Origin of the sequence: Streptomyces sp. NPDC026092 (genome assembly GCF_040638605.1) — a bacterium.
Taxonomy (GTDB): domain Bacteria; phylum Actinomycetota; class Actinomycetes; order Streptomycetales; family Streptomycetaceae; genus Streptomyces.
In genome coordinates, this window is record NZ_JBEZYN010000004.1 from 421383 (window position 1) to 443422 (window position 22040).

A 22040-nucleotide genomic window follows, 5' to 3' on the forward strand; every position below is an offset into this window, starting at 1 on the left:
ACGGTTCAGGACGCGTGGGCCTCTGTCAGGTCCTGCGCCGCCGGACCCGCGGGTGCGAGCGGGTCTTCCGTCGGCCCCGCGGGCGCGAGCCGGTCCTCGGTCGGCCCCGAAGGCGCGACCTGGTCGAAGACGTCCTCGTAGCGGTGCTGCTCGTCCGGTTCGGCCAGCAGGTACGCCTGGGCCTCGCCGACGTGGAAGTACATCCCGTGCAGCGTCAGCGTGCCCTCGGCGAGCCGCCGCGCCACCGACTCGTACGCCCGCAGGTGCTCCAACTGCTGGACCACATTGGTCAGACAGAGCTGCTCCACCGCGTCGGCCGGCAGCCGCCCCGAGATCCGGGCCCAGGCGTGGCTGCGGCTGGCCATCCGCTCCAGGCTGGGCGTCCCGTGGCGCAGCCAGCGCCGCAGCGGGGTCTGCGGGGCGTCCGGCGCACTGTTCATGAGGGCCTGCATGGCGCCGCAGCCGGAGTGTCCGCAGACGGTGATCGACTGGACCCGCAGCACCTCCACCGCGTACTCGATCGCCGCCGCCACCGAGTCGTCGCCGCTCTCCTCGCCGGGCAGTGGAACGAGATTGCCCACGTTCCGTACGGTGAAGAGGTCGCCAGGTCCGCTGGAAGTGATCATGCTCGTCACCAGGCGGGAGTCGGCGCAGGTGAGGAAGAGCTGCGAGGGGCGCTGGCCCTCGCGGGCCAGGCGGGCGAGCTCGTCGCGCACGAGTGGCGCGGTGTTGCGCTGGAACTTGCCGATGCCGCTCGCCAGTTGGTGCGCGGTCGCCGGCCGGCGGCCCGTCTCGGGCCGGTGGTCGGCCGTCGGTCGCCGGCCCGTCGTCCGGTGGGTCTCCTGGGTGGGGTGGTGGTGCTCGCCGCAGTGGTTGCGCCAGGGGGTCCAGGGGCGGCAGCAGGCGTGGGAGGTCGTGTCGGGCTCGGCGATCCGGGCGCCGGACGGGCCGGTCACCTCGACCTTGCCGCCGTGGCGCACCTGGCTCGCCTGCCAGTCGTGCAGGGTCTCGTACGCCGCGTGGTCCATGAAGGACCCGTCCAGTTCGACGACCACCCGAGCTCCTTGGGGTAGTTGGTGCAGGGCCCGGCTCAGCCGGGGAACGGCGAGGAAGGTCAACTGCCCGCGGATGCGCACCAGGTGGCGGCCGTCCCGCTCCTCGCGGGTGATGCGGGTCTTGGTGAGGCGGTGCATGGCGACGCCGGTGGCCACCGCGATCCCGAGCGCGACGCCCTCGAGGATCCCGACGAGGACGACCCCGCTGAGCGTCACGGCGTACACGAGGACCTCGCGGTGCCGGGTGACGCTGCGGATGTGGGTGATGCTGACCATCTGGATCCCGACGACCATGACGAGCGCGGCGAGCGCGGGCAGCGGGATCAGGTCGAGGACGGGCACGAGGAAGAGCGCGGCCAGGACGATCCACAGGCCGTGCAGCATCGTGGAGTTACGGCTCACGGCGCCCGCGGAGACGTTGGCGACGCTGCGGACCGCGACTCCGGCGACCGGGAGTCCGCCGAGGGCGCCCGAGACGACGTTCGCGGCGCCCTGGCCCGCCAGTTCGCGGTCGAGCCGGGACCGGGGCACGCCGTGGCCGTGGTCCGCGCGGGCGGCCACCAGCTTGTCCACGGCGACGGCCGAGAGCAGCGACTGCACGCTGGTGACCAGCGTGATGGTGAGGACGCCCGCCGCGATGCCGAGGACGGGGCCCTCCGGCAGCCCGGGCAGGGCGTGGCTGCTCCAGGACGGCAGGTCCACGCGCGGGACGGCGAGCCCGGCGAGCGCGGCGACGGCCGTCGCGGCGGCCACGGCGGCGAGGGCGGCCGGGACCTTCCGCAGCAGCTTTCCCGTACGGCCGGGCAGGCGCGGCCACAGCAGGAGCAGGCCCACGGTGAGGGCGCTGATCACGAACGCGGCCGGGTGCACATGGGTCAACTGGGCAGGCAGGCCGAGGGCGTTGTCCACGGCGGAGCTCTGCGGGGTGCCGCCGAGCACGATGTGGAGCTGCGCGAGGGCGATGGTCACACCGATGCCGGCGAGCATGCCGTGCACGATCGCGGGGGAGACCGCGAGGGCGGAGCGGGCCACCCGCAGGGCGGACAGGCCGATCTGGGCGAGCCCGGCGAGGACGGTGATGGCGCAGGTGGTGCGCCAGCCGTAGCGCTGGATCAGTTCGGCGGTGACCACCGTGAGGCCGGCGGCGGGGCCGCTGACCTGGAGCGGCGACCCGCCGAACCGGCCGGCGACGATGCCGCCGACGGCGGCGGCCACCAGGCCTGCCTGGAGCGGGGCTCCGGTGGCGAGCGCGATACCGAGGGAGAGCGGCAGCGCGATCAGGAAGACGGCGATCGAGGCGGACACGTCGGCGCCGGCGATGCGGAAGCGGCGCGCGGGGCCGCCGCCCGGCGGGCTGTGCGGTCGCTGGTCGTGGGTACGGCGAAGGGGTGGGCAGAGAGTCATGTGTTCCCGTCTTCTCCGGGGCTGCGCGGTCGCGGCTCGTGCGGGACGAACGTGGGGGTCGCGGCCGTGGGTCACGGCGTGCAGTGGCGGGATGACCGGGCGCCGACGGTGACTATCAACGCTCGGTAAATGGATCGTAATGGAGAGTAAAGACTGCGGCATTATTTTCGGGGCAAACAGGGCAATGATTCACCGGTTGGAGTGACAGTCGGTCACCGTTCCGCTTGTCGTTTCATCGTTCCGGCTTCCGTGGTGCGACGTTGACGCCGCTCGCACCCTGTACGGAACCGAGGAGAGGTGGGCGGATGTCAGCCGCCGGAAGAAGGACCACTGTCCGCACTGTCCGCAGGAGGGCACTCGGCGCCGTCGCCCTCGCCGTCGCCCTGATGACCGGCCTCGCCGGTTGCTCGGATCCCTCGGGGTCGGCGCCGAAGGAGAAGGGCGCCCCCGGGGCGAAGAAGCCCGCCCCCGCCGCCGCGCCGAACGCGCCGCGCCTGATCGGCGACGGCTCCACCGCCTTCACCGGTGCCCAGCCGCGCCAGCCCGTCTGGGAGAAGCTGAAGCCGGGCCAGCAGCCCCCGCAGTTCGTGGTGTTCTCCTGGGACGGCGCCGGCGAGGACAGCCAGAAGCTCTTCTCCCACTTTCGTGAGGTGGGCAAGAAGTACGACGCGACCATGACCTACTTCCTCAGCGGCGTGTACCTGCTGCCAGAGGACAAGCGCACGCTCTACGACCCGCCGGGCCACGCGGTCGGCCGCTCGGACATCGGCTTCAACGACACCGAGGGCATCCGCGCCACCGTCCGCGAACTGCGCGGCGCCTGGCAGGAGGGCAACGAGGTCGGCACGCACTTCAACGGCCACTTCTGCGGGCCCGAGAGCGGGGTCGGCACCTGGTCGGTCGAGGACTGGAAGAGCGAGATCAAGCAGGCCAAGTCCTTCGTGAAGAACTGGAAGACGAACTCCGGCCTGACCACCGAGCAGCCGCTGCCGTTCGACTACGACAAGGAACTGGTCGGCGCCCGCACGCCCTGCCTGGAGGGCCGCGACAACTTCGTGAAGGCCGCGGCCGAGCTGGGCTTCCGCTACGACACCAGTGGCGTCAACGACCAGATCTGGCCCAAGAAGGACCACGGCCTGTGGGACCTGTCGATGCACCTGGTCCCGATGCCCGGCCGCGCGTTCCAGACGCTCTCCATGGACTACAACTTCATGGTCAACCAGTCCGGTACCAGGACGCAGGGCGACCCGTCCCAGCACGCGTACTGGGGCAACCAGATGCGGGACGGCCTGGTGCAGGCCTTCAACCGCTCGTACCACGGCAACCGGGCGCCGGTCGTGATCGGCAACCACTTCGAGTCCTGGAACGGCGGCACGTACATGCGCGCCATCGAGGAGACCATCGCCACGGTCTGCGTCCAGAAGGACGTGAAGTGCGTGTCCTTCCGGCAGCTCGCGGACTGGCTCGACGCCCAGGACCCGGCGGTGATCGAGAAGATGCGGACCCTGAAGGTCGGCGAGGCCCCGCAGGGCGGCTGGGCGACCTTCCTGGCCTCCCAGCCCCTGACCCCGTCGGAGCCGCTGGCCCCGTCGGCGAAGCCGTCGGCACCCCTGGCGGGATCGGAACCGCTGGCCGGGTCGGAGCCGCTGGCCGGGTCCGAGCCTCTGAGGAAGCCCGCCGAGAACTAACCCTTCGGGCGCCGTCGCTCAGCTGGGCTGGGGGACGGCCAGTTCCTCGCCGAGTACGAAACCGGGGTCGATCTGCGCCGCCAGGTCGACCCCGGTCTTGGCGTTGCCCCAGCTCTCCGCGTTCCGCAGGTGGAAGTGGACCATCTGGCGCGTGTACCGCTCCCAGTCGCGATGGGCGTACGAGTCGTCCGCCGCGTTCTGGAGGGCCTGGAGCGCCATCCGGTTGTCCGCCTCCAGGAGTTCGAAGCGGGCCGGGCGGCCCTTCTCCATCCCGCGCACCCAGTCCGAGTGGCCCACCGTCACCAGCAGGTCGTCGCCCACCTCATCGCGCAGGAAGTCCACGTCGTCCTGGCCCTGCACCTTGTTGCCGACGACCTTGAGGGCGACCCCGAAGTCCCGCGCGTACTCCTTGTACTGGCGGTAGACCGACACTCCCTTGCGGGTCGGCTCGGCGACCAGGAACGTCATGTCGAAGCGGGTGAACATCCCCGAGGCGAAGGAGTCCGAGCCGGCCGTCATGTCGACGACCACGTACTCGTCCACCCCGTCGACCAGGTGGTTCAGGCACAGCTCCACCGCGCCCACCTTGGAGTGGTAGCAGGCCACTCCGAGGTCCGACTCGGTGAACGGGCCCGTCGCCATCAGCCGGATGTCACCGTCGTCGAGGCGCACGGTCCGCGCGCAGGCCTCGTACACCGGGTTGTCCTCGCGCACCCGCAGCAGGCGTGAACCCTCACCGGGTGGGGTCGTCTTGATCATCGAGTCCGCCGAGGCGATCCGCGGGTTGTCGCCCCGCAGGTACTCCTTGATCATCGGCAGATGTGCGCCCATCGCGGGCAGCGCGGCCGCCTGGGCCTCGTCGAGGCCGAGCGCGGCCCCGAGATGCTGGTTGATGTCGGCGTCCACGGCGACGACGGCGGCTTCATTGGCGGCCAGGTGGCGAATGAAGAGCGAGGACAGCGTGGTCTTGCCGCTGCCGCCCTTCCCTACGAAAGCGATCTTCATGTTCACGAAGCGTAGCGTCATGATTGCGTCGAGTGGTCAAGGTCCGTGAAGAAGACCACTCCAACGTGGGGCGGGCCGGGGTGGGCGCCATGGGCGCGTAGCCTCCCTACTTATGAGTACGCACGCCTCTGACCCCCTGGCCGCCCTCGGCTCCCTGCCGGGCGTCGCCGACTCGGTGGACTCCGTACGCAAGGCCGTCGACCGGGTCTACGGGCACCGCGTGATGCGGCGCCGCAGCAACGAGATCACCTCCGAGGCCGCCCTGCGCGGGGCGCGCGGCTCGGCTGCTCTGTCCGGTGCCGACTGGGCCCTCGAGGAGGTCCGCCGGCGCACCGACTTCGGTGGTGAAGCCGAGGCGCGGACGGTCGGCGCGGCCCTGCGGCTCGGCGCCGAGGCGGGCCAGCTGCTCTCCATCTGGCGCCAGTCCCCGCTGCGGGTGCTCGCCCGGCTGCACCTGGTCGCGGTCGGCGACGCGGCGCTCGGGACGGGGTCCGGGGCGGGGCTGGGGTTGGCCGACTCGGTCGGCAGGCCGCGGCAGCTCGGTGAGGCGGTCGACGAGCCGCTGATCGAGGCGCCGCTGCCGGATCCGGCGGAGGTGGCCGGTCGGCTCGACGGGCTCAGTGAGCTGATCATCGCGGGCGGTACGGCCCCGGCGCTGGTGACGGCGGCCGTCGTGCACGGCGAACTGCTCGCGCTGCGGCCCTTCACCTCGTACAACGGGCTGATCGCCCGGACCGCCGAGCGGATCGTGCTCATCGGCAGCGGGCTCGACCCCAAGGCGATCTGCCCGGCCGAGGTCGGGCACGCGGAGCAGGGGCGGGCGGCGTACGTCGCCGCGTTCGAGGGGTACTTGTCGGGGACTCCGGAGGGCATGGCCGCCTGGATCGCCCACTGCGGGCGGGCCGTGGAGCTGGGGGTCCGGGAGTCGACGGCGGTCTGCGAGGCGCTCCAGCGGGGCGCGGCCTGAGGCGGCGTTCCGTCCGATGGTCTGAAAAGCCCCGTACACAGGGTTGCGGCGGTACCAGTCCTGGTACCGCCGCTGGCACGTCTGCCGAGTTACCAAGCGTCCTCGATATGTGCCCATCAGGCGGGGTTGCTTTGCCCTTCGCCTGGTGCGGCTGGCCCGTAATCGACGGGTCGACGTCGCGTGGGTGCTCAGCTTCTGTGCGTGGTCCGTGGGGCCTTCTTGCTCAACAGGTGATCCTCTCGGATGTCCTAGGTCTCGCGGGCCTGATTCCTTTCTACTCCTGTCGAGTGGGAAGCGAAAGTCCTGGCTCCAGGTTCTTTACTTTCGCCTCAAATCCGGGCAAAGCGATCGGCAAGGGCGGAGTGCCGCCGCCGGTTGGCGTACCAGACGAGACCGGCCGTCGCGGCGGCCGCGCCCACGGCGGCGACCGCGAGGAGCGCCGGGCGCGGCGGCATCCGGAATCCCGGCAGCCGTTGCTTGAGCCGGACCGGCTTCTCGAAGGAGAGAATCGGCCAGTCCCGGGCGGTCGCCTCGCGGCGGAGCGTCCGGTCGGGATTGACCGCGTAGGGGTGACCCACGGACTCCAGCATCGGTACGTCGGTCGCCGAATCGCTGTACGCGTAACAGCGTGAGAGGTCGTACCCCTCCGACTCGGCGAGCTCCCGGATCGCCTCCGCCTTGGTGGGCCCATAGGCGTAGTACTCCACCTCACCGGTGAAGCAGCCGTCGTCGCCGACGACCATCCGCGTGGCGACGACCCGGTCGGCGCCGAGCATCTCGCCGATCGGCTCGACCACCTCGGCGCCCGAGGTGGAGACGATCACGACGTCCCGGCCGGCGGCGTGGTGCTCCTCGATGAGGGACGCCGCCTCGTCGTAGATGATCGGGTCGATCAGCTCGTGCAGGGTCTCGGCGACGAGCTCCTTGACCTGCGCGACGTTCCATCCTTTGCAGAGCGCGGAAAGGTATTCGCGCATCCGCTCCATCTGATCGTGGTCGGCGCCGCCCACGAGGAAGACGAACTGGATGTAGGCCGTCCGCAGGACGGCGCGGCGGTTGATCAGTCCGCCTTGGTAGAAGGACTTGCTGAAGGTCAGCGTCGAGGACTTCGCAATGACCGTCTTGTCCAGGTCAAAGAAGGCGGCTGTGCGCGGCATCGAGTGGTTTTCCACGAGCCGAGCATAGGTGGCCGCCATTCGGCGTACGCTCGGGCGTGTGGGTTTGCCTGAGAAGGCTCTCGGGTACACCATGGAAGTCACGGATCGTTCGCGACCGTGCTAACCCGGTCCGGCTCCTCCCCCCCCGAGTCGGCCGGAGAGACGACCCCCGCTCTCCCCCCCGGCGGGGGTCGTCGCATGTCCGGACGCGTTTTCGTTCGCCGGATCCTCATCTCTCCCCCTCTCCGCGGCCGGGTGGCCGCGATGGCCTGATGCCCGCGTTTCGTCACTCAGCGTAGTGGTCGGGATGCTCTCCGGGCATCCCCGGTATGGGGCACGGGGATATTCACATCGGCTGGGTTATCCACAGTTTTTGAGCAAGATCCACACGATTTCCGGGATGGCGCCACGGTGATTCCGACCGCGAACTCCGCGGACGGAAGGAATCACCGATCTCGGCCGTGCGACGGGCGCGGACGGGATCGCATCGACAGGGGGCGTGTGCTGTGGCGGGAACCATGACATTCGGAACGGCGAGGGCTTCGGCGGCGGTTGGCGCCTCGGCTGCTTCGGCGCGGGTGCGTCGGGCGTCCTGGGCATCGAGGGCGGCGGGGCCGCCGGGGCCTGCCGGGGGCGGTCGTGCGGCCGGGCCGCTGATCGTGACCGAGGACCTCGGGCTCCTCGACGATCTGCTGCGGCTCTGCGCCGCGGCGGGTGCCGAGCCCGAGGTCCACCACACGGTGCCGGAGCGCCCCGCGAGTTGGGCCGACGCCCCGCTCGTCCTGGTCGGCGACGACGCCGCGGCCCGCTGCCGCGGGGCGGCGCGCAGGCAGGGGGTGATCCTCGTCGGCAGGGACCCCGACGTTCCCGACGACCCCGAGGTGTGGCGGCGGGCGGTCGAGATCGGCGCCGACTGCGTGCTGCGGCTGCCGGACGCCGAGAGCTGGCTCGTCGACCGCATCGCCGACGCGGCCGAGGGCGCGGGCCGGCAGGCCCTGACCGTCGGAGTGATCGGCGGCCGCGGCGGAGCCGGGGCCTCCACGCTGGCCTGCGCGCTCGCGCTGGCCGCCGCCAGGACCGGGCGGCGCACCCTGCTCGTGGACGGAGACCCGCTCGGGGGCGGCCTCGACGTCCTGCTGGGCGGGGAGCGGGCCGAAGGCCGGCGGTGGCCCGATTTCGTCGCCTCCAAGGGGCGGGTCGGCGGTGGCGCACTGGAGGAGTCGCTGCCCTCGGTGCGCGGGCTGCGGGTGCTCAGTTGGGACCGGGGCGACGCGGTCCTCGTTCCGGCCGAGGCCATGCGCGCGGTGCTTGCGGCGGCGCGCAGGAGGGGCGGGATCGTGGTGGTGGACCTGCCCCGCCGGATCGACGAGGCGGTGACCGAGGCGCTGGCCCAGCTGGACCTCGGACTCCTCGTCGTCCCGGGCGAGTTGCGGGCCGTCGCCGCGGCCCACCGGGTCGCCTCCCTCGCGGGCCAGGTCCTCGCCGACCTGCGGGCGGTGGTGCGCGGGCCGTACGCGCCGGGGATCGACGAGCAGTGGGTCGCCGACACCCTGGGGCTGCCGCTCGCCGGAGAACTCCCGCACGATCCGGGCCTCCTGGCCGCGCTCGACAGCGGGGCGCCGCCGGGCGGCGAGGCGCGCGGACCCCTCGGCCGGTTCTGCGCGGCGTTCTGGGAGCGCGCGCTCGCGCCGGAGACCGTCTCATGACCGCCACGACGCACGCGGGCGGCGCGGGGCTCCTGGAGGCCGTACGGCAGCGCCTCGCCGAGAGCGGAGCCGAGCCGACACCGGCGAGGGTCGCGGCGGCGCTGCGCGAGCAGGGCCGGCTGCTCGGGGACACGGAAGTCCTGGGCACGGCCGAGGCGTTGCGCAGCGAACTGGTCGGCACCGGACCTCTGGAGCCGCTGCTCGCCGATCCCGCCGTCACCGATGTGCTGGTCTCGGGCCCCGACCAGGTCTGGGTCGACCGGGGCGCCGGCCTCGAACTGACCGGGGTCCGCTTCCCGGACGCTCCGGCCGTACGTCGACTGGCGCAGCGGCTCGCTGCGGTCGCCGGACGGCGCCTGGACGACGCCAGGCCCTGGGTGGACGCCCGGCTTCCGGACGGGACCCGGATGCACGCGGTACTGCCGCCGGTGGCCGTCGGATCGACGTGCCTGTCGCTGCGCGTGGTGCGGCCCCGGGCCTTCTCCGTGGGGGAGTTGACCCGGGCGGGCACCGTCCCGCCCGGCGGGGAGCGGATCCTTCGCGCCCTGATCGAGGCCCGGGTCTCGTACCTGATCTCCGGAGGGACGGGCTCGGGCAAGACGACGCTCCTGTCCACGCTCCTCGGCCTGGTCGGCGAGCGGGAGCGGATCGTCCTCGCCGAGGACTCGGCCGAACTGCGGCCCGACCATCCGCACGTGGTGCGCCTGGAGGCGCGACCGGCGAACCAGGAGGGCGCGGGCCTGGTGACCCTGCGGGACCTGGTCCGGCAGGCGCTGCGGATGCGGCCGGACCGGCTCGTGGTCGGAGAAGTGCGCGGCGGGGAGGCGGTGGATCTTCTGGCCGCCCTGAACACGGGACATGAAGGCGGCTCGGGGACGCTCCACGCCAATACGGCGGCGGACGTACCGGCCCGTCTCGAAGCCCTCGGGACGGCCGCCGGGCTCGACCGGGCCGCGCTGCACAGCCAGTTGGGGGCGGGCCTCTCGGCGGTGCTGCATCTCGTACGGGACCGGGCGGGACTCCGGCGGATCGCGGAGATCCACGTCCTGGAGCGGGACCGGGCGGGCCTTGTGGTGACCGTGCCCGCGCTGCGCTGGGGAGCGGCCGGGTTCGAGCGGGAGCAGGGCTGGGAGCGGCTGCGGTCGCTGATCGGGGGTGGCGCGTGACGGGGGACCAGTGGGCGACGGCCCAGGGCGCGGCGGTGCTGTGCGCCGGGGCCGCGCTGTGGCGGGTGGCCGAGCGGGAGCGGGGGTTGCGCAGGGCACGCCTGGTGCTCGCGGGCGTCGGGGCTCCGGGCGGGGCGGGGGACCACCGGGCGCCGTCGTGGCGGGCGGTCGGCGAGCGGTGGTGGGCCGCCGTGCGGGGGCGGCGCGCGTGGCTCTGTCTGCCGGTGGCGGCGGTGCTCGCGGTGCTCGGGGAGTCGCCGTTGCCCTTGGTGGCGGGTGCGCTGGCGGTGCCTCTGGTGGGGCGCCGGTTGCGGGCGGTGGCGCTCCGCAGGGAGCGGGAGGCGCGGTCCGACGCGGTGGTGGGCCTGTGCGGCGCGGTCGCGGCCGAACTGAGGGCGGGGCGGCAGCCCGCGCCGGCGCTGCTGTTCGCGGTCAGGGCGACCGGGGCCCTCGGGCCGAAGGAGGAGGCGGAGGTGCTCGCCGCGGCCCGGTTCGGCGGCGACGTGGCACGGGCGCTGCGGAGGGCCGCGCGGCAGGAAGGCGCGGACGGTCTCGCCGGCCTCGCGGCCTGCTGGCAGGTCGCCGTCGACGGGGGCGCGGGCCTTGCCGCCGGGCTCGACCGGCTGGAGGCCGCCCTGCGGGAACACCGGGATCAGCGGGAGAAGCTGCGGGCCCAACTGGCAGGCGCCTGGGCGACGGTGGCCGTCCTCGCGGTGCTCCCGGCCGTCGGGCTCGTGCTCGGTTCCGCGCTCGGCGCCCGCCCGCTGTACGTGCTGCTGCACACGCCGGTGGGGCTCGGGTGCCTGGCCGTCGGCACGGCCCTGGAGGCGGCCGGCCTGTGGTGGGCGGCTCGGATCGTCCGAGGAGGGGAGCGGGTGTGACCGGAGAGTTCGTCCACAGGCTGGGGGTGACGGCCGTGGTGCTGGCCTCGCTCGCCTGGGCGGCCTGGACGGTGGCCGACCGTCGGCGCGAGCGGCGGACCCGGAAACGGATCGAGGCCCTGCTCGGTGTCGCGCCGGCACGGGGGCGCCGGTTCGAGAGCGGTTGCCCGCCCTGGCTGAGGACCTGGGCCGCTCCGCTCGCGGCGGCGGCCCTCGGGTGGGCCCTCGTCGGTGGGGTGCCCGGGATCCTGGCGGGGATCGCGGCGGGCTTCGGCGTACGGCGGTGGAGCGCGCGCCGCGCCCCGGTGACCGGCGACGAGGACGAGGCCGTACGCCAGCTGCCCCTCGCGGCCGACCTGTTGGCGGCCTGCGCGTCCGCCGGGGCGGGGCCGGGCGAGGCGGCGGAGGCGGTGGGGCGCTCCCTGGGCGGGCCCCTCGGCGAGCGGCTGACGCGGACGGCCGGGGAGCTGCGGCTCGGGGGCGAACCGGCCGACGTGTGGCGGAGGTTCGGCGCGATACCCGGCGCCGAGGCCCTGGCCCGCTGCCTGGAACGGGCCGGCTCCTCGGGGGCGCCCGCCGCCGAGGCCGTCTCACGGCACGCGACCGACCTGCGCGCTGAGCGGGCCCGCAAGGCGGCGGCCCGGGCCCAGCGGGCCCAGGTCCTGATCACCGCGCCCGTGGGGCTCTGCTTCCTGCCCGCCTTCCTGGCGGTGGGCGTGGCCCCGGTGGTGATCGGCCTCGCGACCGGACTGCTGCGGAACTGACCGGAACGACGAGCACGAACACGAACACGACGACTGCACATGGGGGTTGGAATGACGAAGATGCGACGGATGGGCGCCTGGTGGCGGGACCGGCGGGACCGGTGGGTGGCTGCGCGGGGTGACGCGGGGATGACCACCTCGGAGTACGCGATGGGGACCATCGCGGCGGCCGGGTTCGCGACGATCCTGTACAAGATCGTGACCAGCGGTTCGGTCTCCGGGGCGCTGGAGTCGGTGATCGGGAAGGCGCTCGATGCGCCGTTCTGACGACCGGGGCGCCGTGACCGTGGAGGCGGCGATGGCCCTGCCGACGCTGGTGCTGTTCACCATGGCCCTGGTCTGGGCGCTGGCCGCCGCCGCGGCGCAGATCCAGTGCGTGGACGCGGCACGGGCCGGGGCGCGGGCGGTGGCGAGGTCGGAGCCGGTGACCGGCGCCGAGGCCGCCGCCCGGGCGGCGGCGCCGGAGGGCGCACGGGTCTCGGTCACCCGTTCGGGCGAGTTGTGGCGGGTGACTGTGGAGGCCCAGGCACCCGGGCCGGGCGGGCTGGGCCTGACGCTGCGCGCCGGAGCAGCGGCGCTCGCCGAGGACGCGGTGGGGGTGACGGCACCGTGAGCGGGACAGGAGCGGTCGGAGTCGCAGCCACGGCCCCGGTCACGTCCACGTCCTCGACGGCGGCCCTGGTGCGGGGTGCCGGGCGGGATCGGGGGATGGCGACGGTGTGGACGGCCTTCGCGGCGTGTGTCCTGTGCGTGGTGTTCGGTGCGGTTCTCGCGCTGGGGCAGGCGGTGGCGGCTCGGCACCGGGCGGGCGGGGCCGCCGACCTGGCCGCGCTCGCCGCCGCCGACCGGGCCCTGTGGGGCGAGGAGACCGCCTGCGCGGCGGCGGACCGGGTCGCCGCAGCGCAGGGGGCGGCCGTGGTGCGGTGCTCGGTGCGGGGCGACCTGGCGGACGTGACGGCGACGGTGCGCCTCGGGCCGTACGCGCCGGAGGTCAGGGCGCGGGCGGGGCCTCCTCGGGCGCTGCCGGGGCTTCCCGCAGCAGTTCCGTGAGCAGGCGCACGGCGCCGCGCTTGTGGAGCGGGTCGTTGCCGTTGCCGCACTTCGGGGACTGGATGCACGAGGGGCAGCCCGCCTCGCACTCGCAGGAGGCGATCGCCTCCCGGGTGGCCGTGAGCCAGGCGCGGGCGGTGTGGAAGGCCCGCTCGGCGAAGCCCGCGCCGCCCGGATGCCCGTCGTAGACGAAGACGGTGGGCAGCAGGGTGTCGGGGTGGAGCGGCACGGAGACCCCGCCGATGTCCCAGCGGTCGCAGGTGGCGAAGAGCGGCAGCATGCCGATGGAGGCGTGCTCGGCGGCGTGCAGGGCCCCGCCGAGGATCTCCGGGTTGATCCGGGCGGCGTCGAGCTGGTCCTCGGTGACCGTCCACCACACGGCCCGGGTGCGCAGGGTGCGGGGTGGCAGGTCGAGCTTGGTCTCGCCGAGCACCTCGCCGGTGATCAGACGGCGGCGAAGGAAGGAGACGACCTGGTTGGTGACCTCGACGGAGCCGTAGCAGAGGCGGCCGGCGCCCCAGGGGATCTCGGTGTCGGTTTCGAGGACGGAGATGGAGGTGGTGTCGCGGGCGGTGGTCGAGTACGGCGGGGCGGCCTCCTCGACCAGGGCCACGGAGTCCTTCAGGTCGAGGGTCTTCACCAGGTACGTACGGCCCTGGTGGAGGTGGACGGCGCCCTCGTGGACGGCGGTGTGCGAGGCGGCCTCGTCGACCGTGCCGAGGAGGCGGCCGGTGGCGGCCTCCACGATCTGGACGGGGCTCCCGCCGCCGCCCCGGATGTCGGTCAGGTCGGCGGCCCGCTCGCGGCGGGTCCAGTACCAGCCGGTGGAGCGGCGGCGGAGCAGCCCGGCGGCCTCCAGCTGGGGCAGCAGGTCGGTGACGGCCGGGCCGAAGAGGGCCAGGTCGGCGTCGGTGAGCGGCAGCTCGGCGGCGGCGGCGCAGAGGTGCGGGGCGAGGACGTAGGGATTGTCGGGGTCCAGGACGGTCGACTCGACCGGCTGCTGGAAGAGCGCCTCGGGGTGGTGGACCAGGAAGGTGTCCAGCGGGTCGTCCCGGGCGACCAGGATCGCCAGGGCGCCCTCGCCCGAACGGCCGGCTCGGCCCGCCTGCTGCCACAGGGAGGCCCGGGTGCCCGGGTAGCCGGCGATCACCACGGCGTCCAGGCCGGAGACGTCCACGCCCAGCTCAAGGGCGGTCGTGGCGGCCAGGCCGAGGAGCTCGCCCGAGTGCAGGGCATGCTCCAGGGCCCGGCGCTCCTCGGGCAGGTAGCCGCCCCGGTAGGCGGCGACGCGGCGGGCCAGGGAGCGGTCGACCTCGGCGAGCCGCTCCTGCGCGATCACCGAGATCAGCTCGGCGCCGCGCCGGGAGCGGACGAAGGCGACCGAGCGGACGCCCTGGACGGTCAGGTCGGTCAGCAGGTCGGCGGTCTCGGCGGTGGCCGTGCGGCGTACGGGAGCGCCCTGCTCGCCGTGCAGCTCGGTCAGCGGCGGTTCCCAGAGGGCGAAGACCAGCTCGCCGCGCGGGGAGGCGTCGTCGGAGACCTCCGTGACGGGCAGGCCGGTGAGACGTCCCGCGGCCTGGGCGGGCTCGGCGGAGGTGGCGGAGGCCAGGAGGAAGACCGGGTCCGCGCCGTACCGGGCGCAGACGCGGCGCAGCCGGCGCAGCACCTGGGCGACGTGGGAGCCGAAGACGCCCCGGTAGGTGTGGCACTCGTCGATCACGACGTAGCGCAGGGAGCGCAGGAAGGAGGCCCACCTGGGGTGGGAGGGGAGTATGCCCCGGTGCAGCATGTCGGGGTTGGTGAGCACGTAGTTCGCGTACTGGCGGACCCACTCGCGTTCCTCGACGGGCGTGTCGCCGTCGTAGACGGCCGGCCGGATCCGGTTGCCGAGCGGAGCCGCCAGCTCACGGACCGCGCGCCGCTGGTCGGCCGCGAGGGCCTTGGTGGGCGCCAGGTAGAGGGCGGTGGTCCCCCGGCCGTTGGCGGCCTCGGAGCCGTCCAGGAGGGTCGTGAGGACCGGGGCGAGGTAGGCCAGGGACTTGCCCGAGGCGGTGCCCGTCGCGATCACCACGGACTCGCCGTCCAGGGCGTGCTCGGCGGCCTCCGCCTGGTGGGCCCAGGGGTGCTCGATGCCCGCGGCCTGGATCGCGCTGATCACCTCCGGCCGGATGCGATGCGGCCAGACTGCATGGCGACCCGCCCGGGCGGGCAAGTGCTCCGTATGAGTGATGCGCGCGGCCCGGCTCTCGCCCGAGGAGAGCCGGTCGAGGACCATGCCGGGGGAGGGGCGGCTGCCCCTCTCCCCGGCTGGACGACTGGGGCGGTGATTCTTGGCCATCGGCACCGAGTGTGTCACTGGCGTGACGGACAATGTCCCAAGGCGTCGTGCATGGCTGCTGGTAAGTGATTGAATGCCATCGCGGCTGGCGATCCGTCCTCCCGACTCCGCCGGGGAGACTTGAGGGACGACCGCTCGATAGCAAGGTGCTGGAGGATCCGTGGACCTGTCCCTGTCGACTCGCAATGTGTCCGGCCCGAGTGGCGACCGTACGGTCGTCGAGGTCGGTGGCGAGATTGATGTATATACCGCGCCCAAGCTGCGCGAGCAGTTGGTCGAGTTGGTGAACGACGGCAGCTACCACCTGGTTGTCGACATGGAAGGCGTGGACTTCCTGGACTCGGCCGGCCTCGGCGTGCTGGTGGGTGGCCTGAAGCGCGTGCGCGCGCACGAGGGCTCGCTGCGCCTGGTCTGCAACCAGGAGCGCATTCTCAAGATCTTCCGGATCACTGGTCTGACCAAGGTGTTCCCCATCCACACCACGGTCGACGAGGCCGTCAGCGCCACCGACTGACGGCCCGCAGAGGCCGGAAGAAGGAGTGGAGAACCGGGCAGGACACGCCCGGTCCTCCGAGTTGCCCGCCCAGACGTCTCCAGGGGGACCGCATGGCCACCGTTGAACTCCGCTTCAGCGCCCAGCCCGAGCACGTCCGCACGGCCCGCCTCGTGGCGGCCGCGGTGGCGCGCAGGGCCGGGGTGGACGAGGCGGTCCTCGACGAGGTCAGACTCGCCGTCGGCGAGGCGTGCTCCCGCGCTGTCGGACTGCACCGCAGCAACGACGTGAGCACCCCCGTCCGGGTCGTGCTGACCGAGGAGGAGAAGACGTTCTCCATCGAGGTCGGCGACGAGGTCCCGGGCGCGGGTGTCGCGGCGGCCGACGCCGCCGGGGTGCCCGGCGCGCGGGACGAGGCGCCGGCCGAGGAGTTCGACGACGCCGACGGCGAGGACGAGATGGGTCTCGCGGTGATCCGGGGGCTCGTCGACGACGTCGAGGTCCGGGCCGGCGAGGAGGGCGGCGTCATCAGGATGAGCTGGCCGATTCACCCGGCCGTCGTGCTTCCCTGACGCACCCCGACCCACCTCGAAGACCCGCCGAAGCCCCACCCCGATCGAAGATCGCGTCCCAAGCGAAGATCGCGTCCCAAGCGAAGATCGCGTCCCAAGCGAAGATCGCGAAAAGAGGCCCTGCCGAGCAGGGCCTCTTTTCATTTCTCTAGATCATCGATCATGTGCCAATGCTTTTGGCCCATTACCGCTTTTGGTGGAAAGATCAAGGCAATGGGGAATTCCATTTGCGGCGCCCTGTTTTGATCAGGTTCCGCTCCCTACAATCCGTCCACATCTTGAGCTCGCAAACGTCAAGGAGGACGAATGGCGGGGCTCTTCAACCCAGACCTGACCGGACACCCCACTTCTCTCGCCGCAGCGGTACTCACGGACGAGAACCGTACGATCGTGATCGTCATCGCGGCCGTCGCGCTCGCGGCCCTGCTCGTCGCCCAGGTCCTGACCCGTCAGGTGCTGGCGGCAGGTGAGGGCACCGACGCGATGAAGAAGATCGCGGCCGCCGTGCAGGAGGGCGCCAACGCCTATCTCGCCCGGCAGTTGCGCACCCTCGGGATCTTCGCCGTCGTCGTGTTCTTCCTGCTGTTGCTGCTGCCCGCCGACAACTGGTCGCAGCGCGCCGGACGTTCTCTGTTCTTCCTGGTGGGTGCGCTTTTCTCGGCGGCCACCGGATACATCGGCATGCGCCTTGCCGTGCGGGCGAATGTGCGCGTGGCTGCGGCCGCGCGAGAGGCGACTCCGGGGCCCGGTGAACCGGAAAAAGATCTCACGACCGTCGCGCACAAGGCGATGAAGATCGCTTTCCGCACCGGCGGAGTCGTCGGCATGTTCACCGTCGGCCTCGGCCTGCTCGGTGCCTCCTGCGTCGTCCTCGTCTACGCGGCCGACGCGCCCAAGGTGCTCGAGGGCTTCGGCCTGGGAGCCGCCCTCATCGCCATGTTCATGCGTGTCGGCGGCGGCATCTTCACCAAGGCCGCCGACGTCGGCGCCGACCTCGTCGGCAAGGTCGAGCAGGGCATCCCCGAGGACGACCCGCGCAACGCCGCGACCATCGCCGACAATGTGGGCGACAACGTCGGCGACTGCGCGGGGATGGCCGCCGACCTCTTCGAGTCGTACGCCGTCACGCTCGTCGCCGCCCTCATCCTGGGCAAGGCGGCCTTCGGCGACCTCGGCCTCGCCTTTCCGCTGATCGTCCCGGCGATCGGCGTGGTCACCGCGATGATCGGCATCTTCGCGGTCGCCCCGCGGCGCTCCGACCGCAGCGGAATGTCCGCCATCAACCGCGGCTTCTTCATCTCCGCCGTCATCTCCCTCGCCCTGGTCGCGATTGCCGTCTTCGTCTACCTGCCGTCCTCCTACGCCGACCTCAAGGGCGTCACCGAGGCCGGGATCAGCGAACACCCCGGCGACCCCCGGATCCTCGCCCTGGTCGCCGTCGCCATCGGCATCGTCCTGGCCGCCCTGATCCAGCAGCTCACCGGCTACTTCACGGAGACGACACGGCGCCCGGTCAAGGACATCGGCAAGTCCTCGCTCACCGGCCCCGCCACCGTCATCCTCGCCGGCATCTCCATCGGCCTGGAGTCCGCCGTGTACACGGCGCTCCTCATCGGCCTCGGCGTCTACGGTGCGTTCCTGCTCGGCGGTACGTCCATCATGCTGGCGCTCTTCGCGGTCGCCCTGGCCGGCACCGGGCTGCTCACCACGGTCGGCGTGATCGTGGCCATGGACACCTTCGGTCCGGTCTCCGACAACGCGCAGGGCATCGCCGAGATGTCCGGCGACGTCACGGGCGCGGGCGCGCAGGTCCTCACCGACCTCGACGCCGTCGGCAACACCACCAAGGCCATCACCAAGGGCATCGCCATCGCCACCGCCGTCCTGGCGGCGGCCGCGCTGTTCGGCTCGTACCGCGACGCCATCGCCACGGCGGTCGCCGACGTCGGGGCGCAGGCCTCCGGGATGACCCTCTCCATGGACATCTCGCAGCCGAACAACCTCTTCGGGATGGTCCTCGGCGCCGCGGTCGTCTTCCTCTTCTCGGGGCTCGCGATCAACGCGGTGTCGCGCTCGGCGGGCGCGGTGGTCTACGAGGTGCGGCGGCAGTTCCGCGAGCACCCCGGGATCATGGACTACACCGAGAAGCCCGAGTACGGGCGCGTGGTCGACATCTGCACCAAGGACGCGCTGCGCGAACTCGCCACGCCCGGGCTGCTCGCCGTGATGGCGCCGATCGCGGTCGGCTTCACGCTCGGCGTCGGCGCGCTCGGCTCGTACCTCGCCGGCGCCATCGCGACCGGCACCCTGATGGCCGTCTTCCTCGCCAACTCCGGTGGCGCCTGGGACAACGCCAAGAAGCTCGTCGAGGACGGCCACCACGGCGGCAAGGGCAGCGAGGCGCATGCCGCCACCGTCATCGGCGACACCGTCGGCGACCCGTTCAAGGACACCGCGGGACCGGCCATCAACCCGCTGCTCAAGGTGATGAACCTGGTCGCCCTGCTGATCGCGCCCGCCGTGGTGCAGTTCAGCTACGGCGACGACGCGAGCGGCGGACTGCGGGCCCTGGTCGCGATCTTCGCGATCGTCGTCATCGTCACCGCGGTCTACGTCTCCAAGCGGCGCTCCGTGGTCGTCGGGGACGACGAGAGCGACGACGTGGGTGACGAAGGCAACGCCGCGCGACGCTCGGCGGCTTCGCCGGACGCACCGGTGATTTCGTAATACCAGGTCAGAAGGCAGGCGGGCAGCACGTTCTGACGTGCTGTCCGCCTGTCCCGCGTCCCGCGTGAGGTGTGTCTCCCATAGTGCAATCGGCTGCAATATGGGATGAATCCGTCGCCTGAAAGGTGGAAGCCGTCCGCTCGGCGTGTATGTTCCGGGGCCGAGAGCCTTGGAAGGGACCGATCCGTGAACAAGAAGCTTGCTGTCGCGCTGTCAGGCGCCGCTGTACTGGTGCTCACGCTGTCCGGCTGCAGCGACGACGGCGACAAGGTGAACGACTGGGCCAAGACGGTCTGCGACCAGGCGAAGCCCCAGATCCAGAAGCGGGCCGACGCCCAGCAGCTGATCATCTCGACGGCCGCGGACGGCAAGCCGGCCGACATCCAGGCCGCCGACTCGAAGGCCTTCCAGGACATCGCCAACGCGGACCGTGCCCTCGCCAAGGCCATCGAGGGCGCGGGGGTGCCGCCCGTCGACAACGGCGAGAAGCTCCAGCAGGACGCGGTCAGGGAGCTCAACGCCACGGCGGTGGCCTACGAGGGACTGAAGAAGCAGGTCGACGCGCTCGACCCGAGCAACCAGCAGAAGTTCGCGGACGGTCTCCAGGACGTCGCCGACGGTCTGAAGAAGATCGAGAAGATGGACCAGGACGCGCTGGCCAAGCTGCAGTCCGGCGAGCTGGGTACGGCGATGGCGAAGCAGCCGGGCTGCCAGAAGGCCACCCCCGCGCCCGCCGCGACCTCGCCGAAGGCGGGCTCCACGCCGTCCGGCGGGGCCTCCGTCAAGCCGTCCGGCTCCGCGAGCAAGAGCTCGGAGTAGCACCGCCGTACGAAGGCCCCGGGACGAGCCGGCCTCGCCCGGGGCCTTCGCGCGCGCCCGGGGCCTTCGTACGTGCCCGGCGCCTCCGTACGTGACCGGGGCTTCCGTACGACCGCACTTGCGGCCCCCACGCGTGCGGGGCTGACGCGGCAATGTCCGTGGCGCCCGCCACAATGGTGGGGTGAGTACGACCAGCCTGACCTCCCGCCTCCCCGTCCCCGCGCGTGCCGCCCGGCTCCGCGAGGCCCTGCTCGCCGCCGACTTCACCGCCGACGGCCTGCTCGAACTGCTCGGCGCCCCCGCGTATGCCGCGCTCGCCCGCAGCGAGACCGTGCCCGCGTTGCGCGCCACCCGGGGGGACTCCGCGCTGGAGACCCTCGTCCGGCTCTTCCTCCTCCAGCAGCACGTCTCCCGCGCCCGCGCCGCCGCCGCGCTGCCGCTGGAGGAGTGCCTGGAGGACGGCTGGCTGGTCCCGGAGGGCGAGCAGGAGATCGGCGCGTCCGTCGACGTCCGGCCGTACGGCGGGCCCGACGGGCAGGACTGGTTCATCGTCTCCGACCTGGGCTGCGCGGTCGGCGGGGCCGGCGGCATCGGCAGCAAGGACGAAGGGGTCGTCCTCGGCGTCGGCGGCGCCTCCACCACCCTGGCCGGCATCACCGTCCGTACGCCCGTCTCCTCCGCGCTCGACCTCGGCACCGGTTCCGGCATCCAGGCCCTGCACGCCGCCCAGCACGCCACGCTGGTCACCGCGACCGATCTGAACCCGCGCGCCCTGGACTTCACCCGCCTCACCCTCGCGCTCTCCGGAGCCCGCGAGGCCGAGCTGCTGCAGGGCTCGCTCTTCGAGCCGGTCGACGGGGACACGTACGACCTGATCGTCTCGAACCCGCCGTTCGTCATCTCCCCCGGCGCCCGGCTCACCTACCGCGACGGCGGGATGGCCGGCGACGACCTCTGCCGCACCCTCGTCCAGGAGGCCGGGGAGCGGCTCAACGACGGCGGATACGCCCAGTTCCTCGCCAACTGGCAACACGTCGAGGGCGAGGAGTGGCAGGAGCGGCTGCGCTCCTGGGTGCCGCGCGGCTGCGACGCCTGGATCGTGCAGCGCGAGGTCCAGGACGCCACCCAGTACGCCGAGCTGTGGCTCCGGGACAGCGGCGACCACCGTGCGGACCCGGCGGAGTACACGCGGCGGTACGGGGCCTGGCTGGACGAGTTCGAGGCCCGGAAGACCAAGGCCGTCGGCTTCGGCTGGATCACCCTGCGGAAGAACGCGGCCGTGGCCGCCGGCGCGGTCGAGCCCTCGATCGTGATCGAGGAGTGGCCGCACCCCGTCGAGCAGCCGCTCGGCGACACCGTGGTCGCCCACTTCGAGCGCCAGGACTACCTGCGCTCGCGCGACGACGCGGCCCTGCTCGCCGACCGCTTCGTCCTCGCGGACGAGGTCGTGCAGGAGCAGGTCGGGCTGCCGGGCGCCGAGGACCCGGAGCACGTGGTGCTGCGGCAGAACCGGGGCATGCGGCGGGCGACCAAGGTGGACCACGTGGGGGCCGGTTTCGCGGGCGTCTGCGACGGGACGCTCAGCGCGGGCCGGATCCTGGACGCGATCGGTCAGCTGATGGGCGAGGACCCGGTGCTGCTGCGGGACCGTACGCCGCAGGCCATCCGGCTCCTGGTGGAGGAGGGCTTCCTGCTCCCGTCGAGGTGAGGCCGTTGAGCCGACGCCCACGGCCTCCGTCGAGCTGAGCCCCGGCGAGCCGCCCCCGTCGAGCCGAGGCCGTCCGTCCGAATCGTGACGCCCGACACGCCCCGCGCCGTCGCGAGGTGACGGAGGAGGCGGCCGGGGATGGGGGCACTACCGGCCATATTCGTGAACCCGTACGGGACCGTCCGCGTCGTTCACCCGGAATTCGCACCGGAGACGCCGGGAGGTGCCAGCCTCTGCCTTCAGGGCCACCGGGCGCCACCAGGGCCCGTGAAGGGAACGGGGTACGGGCATGGAGAGCGGGCCTGCGATCTTCGCCGGAACGGCGTTCGCGCTGTTCGGAGCCGCACTGCTGCTGTGGACGGGGGTGCGCGTGGCGCACGGGGAACCCGTCGCGCAAGGGGTCGCCACGCGGGTCGCCGCCACGCTCACGACGATCTTCGGACTGGTCTTCCTCCTCCTCGGCGTGTGGTGCTTCGGCCGGGTGTGACGAGGTCGTTCCGCTTGCTCACGCCTCACCGGACCTGGAGTCCGGGCGGCAGG

At 72.6% G+C, this 22040-nt stretch carries 18 protein-coding genes and 1 pseudogene; 15 read left to right on the forward strand and 4 right to left on the reverse strand.

Going from position 1 to position 22040, the window contains the following annotated elements:
• Window positions 1-5 precede the first annotated feature (5 nt).
• On the reverse strand, window positions 6-2459 hold the full coding sequence (locus AB0F56_RS09300; protein ID WP_362005972.1) for a bifunctional SulP family inorganic anion transporter/carbonic anhydrase: 2454 nt from the start codon (window positions 2457-2459) through the stop codon (window positions 6-8).
• Window positions 2460-2764: 305 nt separating this feature from the next.
• Here AB0F56_RS09300 and AB0F56_RS09305 point away from each other — a divergent pair, with 305 nt between their 5' ends.
• Window positions 2765-4147: a hypothetical protein gene (locus AB0F56_RS09305; protein ID WP_362005974.1), complete on the forward strand. Its 1383-nt coding sequence runs from the start codon at window positions 2765-2767 to the stop codon at window positions 4145-4147.
• A gap of 18 nt (window positions 4148-4165) precedes the next feature.
• On the opposite strand, the gene AB0F56_RS09310 is transcribed toward AB0F56_RS09305, so the two are convergent.
• Window positions 4166-5152: an ATP-binding protein gene (locus AB0F56_RS09310; RefSeq protein ID WP_362005977.1), complete on the reverse strand. Its 987-nt coding sequence runs from the start codon at window positions 5150-5152 to the stop codon at window positions 4166-4168.
• A 112-nt stretch (window positions 5153-5264) separates the two neighbouring features.
• Between AB0F56_RS09310 and AB0F56_RS09315 the strand changes: the two genes are divergently transcribed.
• Entirely contained in the window at window positions 5265-6119 is an 855-nt protein-coding gene (locus tag AB0F56_RS09315; RefSeq protein ID WP_362005978.1) for an oxidoreductase, read from the forward strand.
• A gap of 329 nt (window positions 6120-6448) precedes the next feature.
• On the opposite strand, the gene AB0F56_RS09320 is transcribed toward AB0F56_RS09315, so the two are convergent.
• Window positions 6449-7315, reverse strand: coding sequence for an HAD-IB family hydrolase (locus tag AB0F56_RS09320; protein WP_362005981.1), 867 nt, complete (start codon window positions 7313-7315; stop codon window positions 6449-6451).
• A gap of 614 nt (window positions 7316-7929) precedes the next feature.
• On the opposite strand from AB0F56_RS09320, the gene ssd reads away from it, so the two are divergent.
• The 7 genes from ssd to AB0F56_RS09355 all read left to right on the forward strand — a co-directional run bounded on the left by ssd (window position 7930) and on the right by AB0F56_RS09355 (window position 12843).
• Entirely contained in the window at window positions 7930-8982 is a 1053-nt protein-coding gene (ssd, locus tag AB0F56_RS09325) for a septum site-determining protein Ssd (RefSeq protein WP_362006180.1), read from the forward strand.
• A complete protein-coding gene (locus AB0F56_RS09330) occupies window positions 8979-10148 on the forward strand; it encodes a TadA family conjugal transfer-associated ATPase (RefSeq protein ID WP_362005982.1) in 1170 nt (389 codons plus the stop codon). Before ssd ends, AB0F56_RS09330 begins: the two co-directional genes overlap by 4 nt.
• Window positions 10145-11029, forward strand: a complete 885-nt coding sequence (locus AB0F56_RS09335) for a type II secretion system F family protein (RefSeq protein WP_362005985.1) — start codon at window positions 10145-10147, stop codon at window positions 11027-11029. The genes AB0F56_RS09330 and AB0F56_RS09335 overlap by 4 nt, the downstream gene beginning before the upstream one ends.
• A complete protein-coding gene (locus AB0F56_RS09340) occupies window positions 11026-11793 on the forward strand; it encodes a type II secretion system F family protein (RefSeq protein ID WP_362005988.1) in 768 nt (255 codons plus the stop codon). Before AB0F56_RS09335 ends, AB0F56_RS09340 begins: the two co-directional genes overlap by 4 nt.
• 60 nt (window positions 11794-11853) lie before the next feature.
• Window positions 11854-12060, forward strand: a complete 207-nt coding sequence (locus AB0F56_RS09345; RefSeq protein WP_362006183.1) for a DUF4244 domain-containing protein — start codon at window positions 11854-11856, stop codon at window positions 12058-12060.
• Window positions 12047-12406: a TadE family type IV pilus minor pilin gene (locus AB0F56_RS09350; RefSeq protein WP_362005991.1), complete on the forward strand. Its 360-nt coding sequence runs from the start codon at window positions 12047-12049 to the stop codon at window positions 12404-12406. Before AB0F56_RS09345 ends, AB0F56_RS09350 begins: the two co-directional genes overlap by 14 nt.
• A 95-nt stretch (window positions 12407-12501) precedes the next feature.
• On the forward strand, window positions 12502-12843 hold the full coding sequence (locus AB0F56_RS09355; RefSeq protein ID WP_362005994.1) for an Rv3654c family TadE-like protein: 342 nt from the start codon (window positions 12502-12504) through the stop codon (window positions 12841-12843).
• Here the strand turns inward: AB0F56_RS09355 and AB0F56_RS09360 are convergent.
• Window positions 12785-15261 (reverse strand): annotated as a pseudogene (locus tag AB0F56_RS09360) (DEAD/DEAH box helicase). The gene AB0F56_RS09355 and the pseudogene AB0F56_RS09360 sit on opposite strands and share 59 nt — an antisense overlap.
• Window positions 15262-15341: 80 nt before the next feature.
• Here AB0F56_RS09360 and AB0F56_RS09365 point away from each other — a divergent pair.
• From AB0F56_RS09365 to AB0F56_RS09390, 6 genes are all read left to right on the forward strand, one after another.
• Window positions 15342-15695, forward strand: a complete 354-nt coding sequence (locus AB0F56_RS09365; RefSeq protein WP_362005997.1) for an STAS domain-containing protein — start codon at window positions 15342-15344, stop codon at window positions 15693-15695.
• A gap of 92 nt (window positions 15696-15787) precedes the next feature.
• Window positions 15788-16246: an ATP-binding protein gene (locus tag AB0F56_RS09370; RefSeq protein ID WP_362006000.1), complete on the forward strand. Its 459-nt coding sequence runs from the start codon at window positions 15788-15790 to the stop codon at window positions 16244-16246.
• A 306-nt stretch (window positions 16247-16552) separates the two neighbouring features.
• Window positions 16553-18973 carry a sodium-translocating pyrophosphatase gene (locus AB0F56_RS09375; protein ID WP_362006002.1) on the forward strand — a complete coding sequence of 807 codons (2421 nt, stop codon included), beginning with the start codon at window positions 16553-16555 and terminating at the stop codon, window positions 18971-18973.
• A 186-nt stretch (window positions 18974-19159) separates the two neighbouring features.
• A complete protein-coding gene (locus tag AB0F56_RS09380; RefSeq protein ID WP_362006005.1) occupies window positions 19160-19792 on the forward strand; it encodes a small secreted protein in 633 nt (210 codons plus the stop codon).
• A gap of 181 nt (window positions 19793-19973) precedes the next feature.
• Window positions 19974-21500 (forward strand): methyltransferase, encoded by a 1527-nt coding sequence (locus tag AB0F56_RS09385; RefSeq protein WP_362006008.1) that lies wholly within the window; start codon window positions 19974-19976, stop codon window positions 21498-21500.
• Window positions 21501-21789: 289 nt separating this feature from the next.
• Entirely contained in the window at window positions 21790-21987 is a 198-nt protein-coding gene (locus tag AB0F56_RS09390) for a hypothetical protein (RefSeq protein ID WP_362006011.1), read from the forward strand.
• The last annotated feature ends 53 nt before the right edge of the window (window positions 21988-22040 follow it).

Bases quoted from the DNA above. Each gene is read 5' to 3' on its own strand.
- AB0F56_RS09300 (WP_362005972.1), bottom strand. From the start codon at position 2,459: ATGACTCTCTGCCCACCCCTTCGCCGTACCCACGACCAGCGACCGCAC.
- AB0F56_RS09305 (WP_362005974.1), top strand. From the start codon at position 2,765: ATGTCAGCCGCCGGAAGAAGGACCACTGTCCGCACTGTCCGCAGGAGG.
- AB0F56_RS09310 (WP_362005977.1), bottom strand. From the start codon at position 5,152: ATGAAGATCGCTTTCGTAGGGAAGGGCGGCAGCGGCAAGACCACGCTG.
- AB0F56_RS09315 (WP_362005978.1), top strand. From the start codon at position 5,265: ATGAGTACGCACGCCTCTGACCCCCTGGCCGCCCTCGGCTCCCTGCCG.
- AB0F56_RS09320 (WP_362005981.1), bottom strand. From the start codon at position 7,315: ATGGCGGCCACCTATGCTCGGCTCGTGGAAAACCACTCGATGCCGCGC.
- AB0F56_RS09330 (WP_362005982.1), top strand. From the start codon at position 8,979: ATGACCGCCACGACGCACGCGGGCGGCGCGGGGCTCCTGGAGGCCGTA.
- AB0F56_RS09345 (WP_362006183.1), top strand. From the start codon at position 11,854: ATGCGACGGATGGGCGCCTGGTGGCGGGACCGGCGGGACCGGTGGGTG.
- AB0F56_RS09350 (WP_362005991.1), top strand. From the start codon at position 12,047: ATGCGCCGTTCTGACGACCGGGGCGCCGTGACCGTGGAGGCGGCGATG.
- AB0F56_RS09355 (WP_362005994.1), top strand. From the start codon at position 12,502: ATGGCGACGGTGTGGACGGCCTTCGCGGCGTGTGTCCTGTGCGTGGTG.
- AB0F56_RS09370 (WP_362006000.1), top strand. From the start codon at position 15,788: ATGGCCACCGTTGAACTCCGCTTCAGCGCCCAGCCCGAGCACGTCCGC.
- AB0F56_RS09375 (WP_362006002.1), top strand. From the start codon at position 16,553: ATGGCGGGGCTCTTCAACCCAGACCTGACCGGACACCCCACTTCTCTC.
- AB0F56_RS09390 (WP_362006011.1), top strand. From the start codon at position 21,790: ATGGAGAGCGGGCCTGCGATCTTCGCCGGAACGGCGTTCGCGCTGTTC.